This is a genomic window from Trebonia sp., assembly GCF_049794275.1.
Taxonomy (GTDB): Bacteria; Actinomycetota; Actinomycetes; order Streptosporangiales; family Streptosporangiaceae; genus Trebonia.
This window is the reverse complement of sequence record NZ_JBARCR010000799.1, coordinates 1-1,971: the sequence shown is the minus strand read 5'-3', so window position 1 is coordinate 1,971 and position 1,971 is coordinate 1. Positions and strand designations below refer to the sequence as shown.

Below are 1,971 nucleotides of genomic sequence, written 5' to 3'. Positions count from 1 at the left end.
CTTATTACGCTGGCTGCTCAGCATATGACCTGACCTCCTAGCGCATTCCCGCACGACGTTAATCCGGGGTTACCGGACAGTCAAGGTCGGCCCGGCCGGATGCCCGCAGTCGGTCCGGTGCGAGGATGAGGGCATGGAGCCGCGCATCCCGAGGTATGTGCCGGTCGTCAACGTGGTGCTGAAGTTCCTGACCCGGCGGGGCGTCAAGGCCGGCCCGGTCAGCATCATCACCGTGGCCGGGCGCAGATCGGGCCGGCCCCATTCGACCCCCGTGACGCCCTGGGTGGTGGACGGCAAGAGGTACGTCATCGCCGGGGATCAGCACCTCGGACTGGTCCCGCAACGCACGGGCGGCCGGGGCGGGCTCCCTGACCTCGGGGCGGACCACGACGCGCGTGCGGCTCACCGAGGTGACGGACCCCGCGCTCAAGGAACGGGTGGTGGTCGCGTTCGGCACCGAGAACCGGGGCGCCGCGTCCTTCCTCAAGCAGATCGGTGTCGCGCCGGAGCGCACCCCGAAGGGATTCGCCGCCGCGGTCCCATACGTCGCGGTCTTCGAGGTCACTCCCGCCCAGGGCTGAGGACAGCGGGGCATCTAGGCTTGGCGGCGATGGCCCCGCTTCTTGCTGTTATCAGCCCGGCGGAATCATTGTGGGAAGTTAGTCAGGAAAAACCCGGCTAAAGTCCCCACAATCTTTGGCGGCCCAGCCGCTTCTTGCTGTTATCGGCATGATGGAATTAGCATGCGGGATCGCGTGCCGGTTTCCGGCGCAAATCCCGCACGATCTTCTGCTCATGGCCCGCCCGCGGCCGAAGGTACCCGTTCCGCACTGTCGAACCTCGCGGTGATCCCCGTGCTACGTGCGGGCGTAGTTGCTGGCGCCGTACCAGTCCACCACGACCACCGGTTCTTCGCCGACCACCCAGGCGTCGTGGCCTTGCGGCAGAGCGGTGACATCGCCGGGCTTCGCGTCGAACTCGGCACCATCGGCCATCACGACGTGCAGCGTGCCGCTCACGTGGTACTGGAAGTGCGGCGCTTCGCACAGCTCGGTCCCGGCCAGCGGCTTCACGTGCTCGGACCAGCGCCAGCCGGGCTGCAGGGTAAGCCTGCCGATCTCGGCGCCGCCGATCCGCAGCAGGTCAAGGGTGCCCCGCTCGAACGTGCGGGTCTCGTCCGGTGTTCCGAATCTCTTCTGCTCTGCCTTGTCGCTCACGATGACCTCCGTTGACTCGTCCTGTCCTTCAGCGTGGCCGACGGCGCTTGCAACCAGATTGCAGCGCGCGCCGTGACCGATGTTTGATAGCCGCATGAAGTCGCTGGCCGTCCGCGTGCTCGGCGAATTCGGCGTGGACGGGGTCGAGCCGCAGGCACTCGGCAGTAGGAAGGCGCGGCTGGCGCTGCAGCACCTGGCCCTCGGCGCCGGGCAGGTGGTGCCGTCGGACGTGCTCGTCGACGCGTTGTGGGAGCATGATCCGCCGGCCCGGCCGGGCGAGCAGCTCGCGGTGCTGATGAGCCGCCTGCGTTCGGTGCTCGGCAAGGAGCGGATCGAGCACCGGGATGGCGGCTACCTGCTGCGCGCCGACTGGCTCGACGCCACCGAGCTGGCCGCGCTCACCGACGAGGCGGAGCGGCGGCAAGGCGCGGGGAATGTGACTGGTGCGGCCGCCGCGGTCCGCGTCGCGCTGTCGCTGCTGGACAGCGCAGGGTCCGTCCCGGTACCTGGTGAGTGGGCCCGGCTCAGGCGCGGCGAACTGGACCGGCTGATCAGCCGTGCGAGGCGGGTCGCGGCTTCCGCGCTGCTTGCGGCGGGCGACTGGGTGGGCGCCGTGGACGCCGCGACCGCCGCACTGGAGCGGGACCCCTACGACGAGGTCGCATTGCGCCTCCTGCTCCGGGCTTACGTGCTCGGCGGCCCGGCGGCAGCCGCGCTGTCCCGCTACGCCGCCGCAAGGGAGCGGTTCGCCGAC

General features: G+C 69.6%; 4 protein-coding genes. 2 read left to right on the top strand and 2 right to left on the bottom strand.

What is annotated here, in order from left to right:
* Nucleotides 1-69 precede the first annotated feature (69 nt).
* Nucleotides 70-309, bottom strand: a complete 240-nt coding sequence (locus tag WA805_RS20895; protein WP_425243166.1) for a hypothetical protein — start codon at nucleotides 307-309, stop codon at nucleotides 70-72.
* An 86-nt stretch (nucleotides 310-395) separates the two neighbouring features.
* Here WA805_RS20895 and WA805_RS20890 point away from each other — a divergent pair, with 86 nt between their 5' ends.
* Nucleotides 396-581 carry a hypothetical protein gene (locus WA805_RS20890; protein WP_422286808.1) on the top strand — a complete coding sequence of 62 codons (186 nt, stop codon included), beginning with the start codon at nucleotides 396-398 and terminating at the stop codon, nucleotides 579-581.
* Between the two features lie 276 nt (nucleotides 582-857).
* Here WA805_RS20890 and WA805_RS20885 read toward each other — a convergent pair whose 3' ends face one another.
* Nucleotides 858-1,217, bottom strand: coding sequence for a cupin domain-containing protein (locus tag WA805_RS20885; RefSeq protein WP_425243165.1), 360 nt, complete (start codon nucleotides 1,215-1,217; stop codon nucleotides 858-860).
* A gap of 94 nt (nucleotides 1,218-1,311) precedes the next feature.
* On the opposite strand from WA805_RS20885, the gene WA805_RS20880 reads away from it, so the two are divergent.
* Nucleotides 1,312-1,971 (top strand): AfsR/SARP family transcriptional regulator (locus tag WA805_RS20880; protein ID WP_425243164.1); only part of this gene is annotated, 660 nt, incomplete at its 3' end.